Source organism: Pectobacterium carotovorum (assembly GCF_033898505.1).
Taxonomy (GTDB): Bacteria; Pseudomonadota; Gammaproteobacteria; order Enterobacterales; family Enterobacteriaceae; genus Pectobacterium; species Pectobacterium carotovorum_J.
Window position 1 is genome coordinate 1 of record NZ_JAXAFK010000011.1, and the last position, 9,351, is coordinate 9,351.

A 9,351-nucleotide genomic window follows, 5' to 3' on the forward strand; every position below is an offset into this window, starting at 1 on the left:
CTAAGACTGAACCGGGAACATTCACACTCCAGGTTTTGCCATCCGCATTCACCGTCGTCTGGTAGGTCTCGGTACCGACCTTAACGGTCACCGCATCACCCGCTTTCACGTCGTTATCAACTTTACCAGTCACCACAATGGTCTGGCCGGACTCACTGGCATTGATGACGTTATCGCTGGTGACATTGTCGATAGTAATCGACGCCGTTGGTGCAACCGTATCGACACCATAAGTATGACTAGTGTTTGCCGTGGTAACGTTGCCTGCGGCGTCACGCGTGGTGACCGTCGCGCTCACATCGCCATTGGCGGCCAGCACCGATCCCGGCACGTTGACACTCCAGGTTTTGCCGTCGGCATTCACGGTGGTCTGGTAGGTCTCGGTGCCGACTTTAACGGTAACCGCATCACCCGCTTTCACGTCGTTATCGACCTTACCGGTCACCGCAATGGTCTGGCCGGACTCGGCCGCGTTAATCACGTTATCTGACGTCACATCGTCGATTGTAATGGACGCCGTTGGTGCAACCGTATCGACACCATAAGTATGGCTAGTGTTTGCCGTCGTAACGTTGCCCGCGGTATCACGCGTGGTGACGGTAGCACTCACATCGCCATTGGCAGCTAATACAGTACCTGGAACGTTGACGCTCCAGGTTTTACCATCCGCATTGACGGTAGTCTGGTACGTTTCCGTACCGACTTTAACGGTCACCGCATCGCCCGCTTTAACGTCGTTATCGACTTTACCGGTCACCGCTATCGTCTGCCCGGATTCGGCCGCATTGATGACATTATCGGCGGTGACGTTGTCGATAGTAATCGAGGCGGTTGGCGCAACGGTGTCCACGCCGTAAGCGTGGTTGGTATTGGCGGTGGTGACGTTGCCTGCGGTATCACGGGTAGTGACCGTCGCGCTCACATCGCCATTGGCGGCCAGTACCGAACCGGGAACGTTCACGCTCCAGGTTTTACCATCGGCATTCACGGTGGTCTGGTAGGTCTCGGTGCCGACTTTGACGGTAACCGCATCACCGGCTTTAACTTCATTGCCCACCTTACCGGTCACAGCAATGGTCTGCCCGGACTCGGTCGCGTTAATCACGTTATCGCTGGTGACACTGTCGATAGATATCGATGCCGTTGGCGCAACCGTGTCCACGCCGTAAGCGTGGTTGGTATTGGCAGTGGTGACATTGCCTGCTGGATCGCGTGTGGTGACGGTAGCGCTCACATCACCATTGGCAGCCAGCACCGAGCCCGGCACATTCACGCTCCAGGTTTTGCCGTCCGCATTAACGGTGGTCTGGTAGGTCTCGGTACCAACCTTAACGGTAACCGCATCACCCGCTTTCACGTCGTTATCGACTTTACCGGTCACCGCTATCGTCTGACCGGATTCAGCGGCGTTGATGACGTTATCTGACGTGACGTTATCAATAGAAATCGAGGCGGTTGGCGCAACCGTATCCACGCCGTAAGCGTGGTTGGCATTCGCAGTCGTGACGTTGCCTGCCGCATCGCGCGTGGTGACTGTCGCGCTCACATCACCATTCGCGGCCAGCACAGACCCAGGCACGTTCACGCTCCAGGTTTTGCCATCCGCATTCACCGTCGTCTGGTAGGTCTCGCTGCCCACTTTAACGGTAACCGCATCACCCGCCTTCACGTCGTTATCGACTTTACCGGTTACCGCAATGGTCTGCCCGGACTCGGTCGCGTTAATCACGTTATCGCTGGTGACATTGTCGATAGATATCGATGCCACAGGCGCAACGGTGTCTACACCGTAGGCATGGGTAGTATCAGCGGTAGTGACGTTGCCCGCGTTATCACGCGTGGTGACCGTCGCGCTCACATCGCCATTGGCGGCTAATACAGAACCCGGTACGTTAACACTCCAGGTTTTACCGTCCGCATTCACCGTCGTCTGGTAGGTTTCGCTGCCCACTTTAACGGTAACTGCATCCCCGGCTTTAACTTCATCGCCTACTTTGCCAGTAACCGCTATCGTCTGGCCGGACTCAGCCGCATTGATGACGTTATCGCTGGTGACGTCATCGATAGATATCGATGCCGTTGGTGCGACGGTATCCACACCGTAAGCGTGGCTGGTATTGGCGGTGGTGACGTTGCCTGCCGGATCGCGTGTTGTCACGCTGGCAGAGATATCGCCATTCGCGGCCAGTACAGAGCCCGGCACATTGACGCTCCAGGTTTTGCCATCGGCATTCACCGTCGTCTGGTAGGTCTCGGTACCCACTTTAACGGTAACCGCATCACCCGCTTTGACTTCATTGCCGACCTGACCAGTGATCGCAATCGTCTGACCCGACTCGCTGGCATTAATCACGTTATCTGACGTGACGTTATCAATAGAAATCGAGGCGGTTGGCGCAACGGTGTCCACGCCGTAGGCATGAGTAGTATTGGCGGTAGTGACATTGCCCGCGGTGTCACGTGTGGTGACGGTAGCGCTCACATCGCTATTGGCGGCCAGTACAGCGCCCGGCACATTCACGCTCCAGGTTTTGCCATCCGCATTGACGGTCGTCTGGTAGGTCTCAGTGCCGACTTTCACCGTAACCGCATCGCCGGCTTTCACGTCGTTATCGACTTTACCGGTGACGGCTATGGTCTGGCCGGACTCACTGGCGTTAATCACGTTATCGCTGGTGACATTGTCGATAGTAATCGACGCCGTTGGTGCAACCGTATCGACACCATAAGTATGACTAGTGTTTGCCGTCGTAACGTTACCTGCTGGATCGCGCGTGGTGACGGTAGCACTCACATCGCCATTCGCAGCCAGTACGGCGCCCGGTACGTTGACACTCCAGGTTTTGCCGTCCGCATTCACCGTGGTCTGATAGGTCTCGGTACCGACTTTAACCGTAACCGCATCACCCGCTTTGACGTCATTATCCACCTTACCGGTCACCGCAATGGTCTGCCCGGATTCGGCAGCGTTGATCACGTTATCGCTGGTGACATTGTCGATAGATATCGATGCCACAGGCGCAACGGTATCCACGCCGTAAGCGTGGCTGGTATTGGCCGTCGTGACGTTGCCTGCTGGATCGCGCGTGGTGACGGTAGCACTCACATCGCCATTGGCGGCTAATACAGAGCCCGGCACGTTCACGCTCCAGGTTTTACCATCGGCATTGACGGTGGTCTGATACGTTTCCGTACCGACTTTTACCGTAACTGCATCCCCGGCTTTCACGTCGTTATCAACTTTACCGGTGACGGCAATGGTCTGGCCGGACTCGGCCGCGTTAATCACGTTATCCGACGTCACATCGTCGATAGCGATCGACGCCACAGGCGCAACGGTGTCTACACCGTAGGCATGAGTGGTATTCGCGGTGGTGACGTTACCTGCGGCGTCACGCGTGGTGACCGTCGCGAAGATATCACCATTCGCGGCCAGTACAGAGCCGGGAACATTGACGCTCCAGGTTTTGCCATCGGCATTGACGGTGGTCTGGTACGTTTCCGTACCAACTTTCACCGTAATCGCATCACCGGCTTTCACGTCGTTATCGACTTTACCGGTCACCGCTATGGTCTGGCCGGATTCGGCTGCATTGATGACATTGTCGGACGTGACATCGTCGATAGCGATCGACGCCACAGGCGCAACGGTGTCTACACCGTAGGCATGAGTAGTATCGGCGGTAGTGACGTTGCCTGCCGGATCGCGCGTGGTGACGGTAGCACTCACATCGCCATTGGCAGCCAGTACGGCGCCCGGCACATTCACGCTCCAGGTTTTTCCGTCGGCATTCACCGTCGTCTGATAAGTCTCGGAACCGACTTTCACCATAACCGCATCGCCCGCTTTCACGTCGTTATCGACTTTACCGGTGACGGCTATCGTCTGGCCGGATTCAGCCGCATTAATCACGTTATCCGACGTCACATCATCGATAGTAATCGAGGCTGTTGGCGCAACGGTGTCTACACCGTAAGCATGAGTCGTATCGGCGGTGGTGACGTTACCTGCTGGATCGCGCGTGGTCACCGTCGCGGAGATATCACCATTCGCAGCTAACACCGAACCGGGAACGTTCACGCTCCAGGTTTTACCATCGGCATTCACGGTAGTCTGATAAGTCTCGATACCGACCTTAACGGTAACCGCATCACCCGCTTTGACGTCGTTATCAACTTTACCCGTCACCGCAATGGTCTGCCCGGACTCGGTCGCGTTAATCACGTTATCGCTGGTGACATTGTCGATAGATATCGATGCCACAGGCGCAACGGTGTCTACACCGTAGGCATGAGTAGTATCGGCTGTAGTGACGTTGCCTGCCGCATCGCGCGTGGTGACCGTCGCACTCACATCGCCATTGGCGGCCAGTACAGCGCCGGGAACGTTCACGCTCCAGGTTTTGCCATCCGCATTGACGGTGGTCTGGTAAGTCTCGGTACCGACTTTTACCATAACCGCATCGCCCGCTTTGACGTCGTTATCGACGTTACCGGTCACCGCAATGGTCTGACCGGACTCGGCGGCATTGATGACGTTATCGGACGTCACATCATCGATAGTAATCGAGGCGGTTGGCGCAACGGTGTCTACACCGTAGGCATGGGTAGTATCAGCGGTAGTGACGTTGCCCGCGTTATCACGCGTGGTGACGGTAGCACTCACATCGCCATTCGCAGCCAGTACGGTGCCCGGTACGTTGACACTCCAGGTTTTGCCGTCGGCATTCACGGTGGTCTGGTAGGTCTCGGTGCCGACTTTTACCGTAACCGCATCACCCGCTTTCACGTCATTATCGACCTTACCGGTGACAGCAATGGTCTGCCCGGATTCGGCGGCATTGATGACGTTATCGGACGTGACGTTATCGATAGTAATCGATGCCGTTGGCGCAACCGTATCGACACCGTAAGCGTGGCTGGCATTCGCAGTCGTGACGTTGCCTGCCGCATCGCGCGTGGTCACCGTCGCAGAGATGTCACTATTGGTGGCTAAGACTGAACCGGGAACGTTGACGCTCCAGGTCTTGCCGTCCGCATTGACGATGGTCTGGTAGGTCTCGGTGCCCACTTTAACGGTAACTGCATCCCCGGCTTTCACGTCGTTATCGACTTTACCGGTGACGGCTATGGTCTGCCCGGATTCGCTGGCATTGATGACATTGTCGGACGTGACGTTATCGATGGTAATCGAGGCGGTTGGTGCGACGGTATCGACACCGTAAGTGTGATTTATGTTTGCCGTCGTGACGTTGCCTGCCGCATCGCGCGTGGTGACCGTCGCGCTCACATCGCCATTGGCGGCCAATACGGAACCGGGAATGTTAACGCTCCAGGTTTTGCCGTCCGCATTCACCGTGGTCTGGTAGGTCTCGGTACCGACTTTAACGGTAACCGCATCACCCGCTTTCACGTCGTTATCGACTTTACCGGTCACCGCAATGGTCTGACCGGACTCGGCGGCATTGATGACGTTATCGCTGGTGACATTGTCGATAGATATCGATGCCACAGGCGCAACGGTGTCTACACCGTAGGCATGAGTAGTATCGGCTGTAGTGACGTTGCCTGCCGCATCGCGCGTGGTGACCGTCGCACTCACATCGCCATTGGCGGCCAGTACCGACCCCGGCACATTGACGCTCCAGGTTTTACCATCCGCATTCACCGTCGTCTGGTAGGTCTCGGTGCCGACTTTAACCGTAACCGCATCACCCGCTTTGACATCGTTATCGACTTTACCGGTGACGGCTATGGTCTGGCCGGACTCACTGGCGTTAATCACGTTATCGCTGGTGACGTTATCGATAGTAATCGACGCGATTGGTGCCACCGTATCCACGCCGTAAGCATGGCTGGTGTTTGCGGTTGTAATGTTGCCTGCCGTGTCGCGTGTGGTGACCGTGGCATTCACATCGCTATTGGCAGCCAGTACGGCGCCCGGCACGTTCACACTCCAGGTTTTACCATCCGCATTGACGGTGGTCTGGTAGGTCTCGGTACCGACTTTAACGGTGATTGCATCACCCGCTTTCACGTCGTTATCAACTTTACCCGTCACCGCAATGGTCTGACCGGATTCGGCCGCATTGATGACGTTATCCGACGTCACATCGTCGATAGTAATCGAGGCGGTTGGCGCAACGGTGTCTACACCGTAGGCATGAGTAGTATCGGCGGTAGTGACGTTGCCTGCTGGATCGCGTGTGGTGACCGTCGCGGAGATATCGCCATTGGCTGCCAGTACGGCGCCCGGCACATTCACGCTCCAGGTTTTACCATCCGCATTCACCGTCGTCTGATAAGTCTCGGTGCCGACTTTTACCGTAACCGCATCGCCCGCTTTGACGTCGTTATCGACTTTACCGGTGACGGCTATGGTCTGGCCGGACTCACTGGCGTTAATCACGTTATCGCTGGTGACGTTATCGATAGTAATCGATGCGGTTGGTGCAACGGTGTCCACGCCATAAGCATGAGTCGTATTCGCGGTGGTGACATTACCTGCCGCATCGCGCGTGGTGACTGTGGCGCTCACATCACTGTTGGCGGCTAACACAGAACCGGGAACGTTGACGCTCCAGGTTTTGCCATCCGCATTCACGGTGGTCTGGTAGGTCTCGGTACCGACTTTAACGCTAACCGCATCACCCGCTTTCACGTCGTTATCGACCTTACCGGTCACCGCTATCGTCTGGCCGGACTCAGCCGCATTGATGACGTTATCGGACGTGACGTTATCGATAGTAATTGAGGCCGTTGGCGCAACGGTGTCTACACCGTAAGCATGAGTCGTATCGGCGGTGGTGACGTTACCTGCTGGATCGCGCGTGGTCACCGTCGCAGAGATGTCACTATTGGTGGCTAAGACTGAACCGGGAACGTTGACGATCCAGGTTTTACCGTCGGCATTCACCGTGGTCTGGTAGGTCTCGGTGCCGACTTTTACCGTAACCGCATCACCCGCTTTGACGTCATTATCCACCTTACCGGTGACGGCTATCGTCTGGCCGGATTCACTGGCATTGATGACGTTATCGCTGGTGACATTGTCGATAGATATAGATGCCGTTGGTGCCACCGTATCCACACCGTAGGCATGAGTAGTATCGGCGGTAGTGACGTTACCTGCGGTGTCACGGGTGGTGACGGTAGCGCTCACATCGCTATTGGCGGCCAGTACAGCGCCCGGCACATTCACGCTCCAGGTTTTGCCATCCGCATTGACGGTGGTCTGGTAGGTCTCGGTCCCGACTTTCACCGTAACCGCATCGCCGGCTTTCACGTCGTTATCGACTTTACCGGTCACCGCAATCGTCTGGCCGGACTCGGCTGCGTTAATCACGTTATCTGACGTGACGTTATCAATAGAAATCGAGGCGGTTGGCGCAACGGTGTCCACGCCGTAGGCATGAGTAGTATTGGCGGTAGTGACATTGCCCGCGGTGTCACGTGTCGTCACCGTCGCGCCCACATCACCATTGGCGGCCAGCACGGAACCGGGAACATTCACACTCCAGGTTTTACCATCCGCATTGACGGTGGTCTGGTAAGTCTCGGTGCCGACTTTCACCGTAACCGCATCGCCCGCTTTGACGTCGTTATCAACTTTACCCGTCACCGCAATGGTCTGCCCGGACTCGGTCGCGTTAATCACGTTATCGCTGGTGACATTGTCGATAGATATCGATGCCACAGGCGCAACCGTATCGACACCGTAAGCGTGAGTCGTATTGGCCGTGGTGACATTGCCTGCCGGATCGCGTGTGGTGACCGTCGCACTCACATCGCCATTCGCGGCCAGTACGGCGCCCGGCACGTTCACGCTCCAGGTTTTACCATCGGCATTGACGGTCGTCTGGTAGGTCTCGGTGCCAACTTTTACCGTAATGGCATCACCGGCTTTCACGTCATTATCGACTTTACCGGTCACCGTAATGGTCTGACCGGACTCGGCCGCGTTAATCACGTTATCGGACGTGACGTTATCGATAGTAATCGAGGCGGTTGGTGCCACCGTATCGACGCCGTAAGCGTGACTGGTATTGGCCGTGGTAACGTTGCCTGCGGTATCACGTGTAGTGACCGTGGCATTGATATCGCCGTTAGCCGCCAGTACCGAGCCCGGCACGTTGACGCTCCAGGTTTTGCCATCGGCATTCACTGTCGTCTGGTAGGTCTCGGTACCGATTTTAACGGTAACCGCATCGCCCGCCTTCACGTCATTATCCACTTTACCGGTGACCGCAATGGTTTGGCCGGATTCGGCCGCATTGATGACGTTATCCGACGTCACATCGTCGATAGTAATCGAGGCGGTTGGTGCCACCGTATCGACGCCGTAAGCGTGAGAAGTATTGGCCGTGGTAACGTTGCCTGCCGCATCGCGCGTGGTGACGGTAGCGCTCACATCACTGTTGGCGGCCAGCACCGATCCCGGCACGTTCACGCTCCAGGTTTTGCCGTCCGCATTCACCGTGGTCTGGTAGGTCTCGGTCCCGACTTTGACGGTAACCGCATCACCCGCTTTCACGTCGTTATCGACGTTACCGGTGACGGATATCGTCTGACCGGATTCAGCCGCATTGATGACGTTATCGCTGGTGACGTTATCGATAGTAATCGACGCCGTTGGTGCGACCGTATCCACGCCGTAAGCGTGGCTGGCATTCGCCGTCGTGACATTGCCTGCCGCATCGCGCGTGGTGACGGTAGCACTCACATCGCTATTGGCTGCCAGCACGGAGCCGGGAACATTGACGCTCCAGGTTTTACCATCGGCATTCACCGTGGTCTGGTAGGTTTCGGTGCCCACTTTAACGGTAACCGCATCACCCGCTTTGACGTCGTTATCGACTTTACCTGTGACAGATATCGTCTGACCGGATTCAGCCGCATTGATGACGTTATCGCTGGTGACGTTATCGATAGTAATCGACGCCGTTGGTGCGACCGTATCCACGCCGTAAGCGTGGCTGGCATTCGCCGTCGTGACATTGCCCGCGGTATCACGTGTAGTGACCGTGGCATTCACATCGCTATTGGCAGCCAGTACGGCGCCCGGCACGTTGACGCTCCAGGTTTTGCCGTCCGCATTGACGGTAGTCTGGTAGGTTTCGGTACCGACTTTAACGGTAACCGCATCACCCGCTTTGACGTCGTTATCGACTTTACCTGTGACAGATATCGTCTGACCGGATTCAGCCGCATTGATGACGTTATCGCTGGTGACGTTATCGATAGTAATCGACGCCGTTGGTGCGACCGTATCCACGCCGTAAGCGTGGCTGGCATTCGCCGTCGTGACATTGCCCGCGGTATCACGTGTAGTGACCGTGGCATTCACATCGC

General features: G+C 56.5%; 1 protein-coding gene. It reads right to left on the reverse strand.

All coding sequences use genetic code 11. From position 1 onward, the window contains the following. Positions 1-9,351 (reverse strand): Ig-like domain-containing protein (locus R9X49_RS23070; RefSeq protein WP_319850576.1); only part of this gene is annotated, 9,351 nt, incomplete at both ends.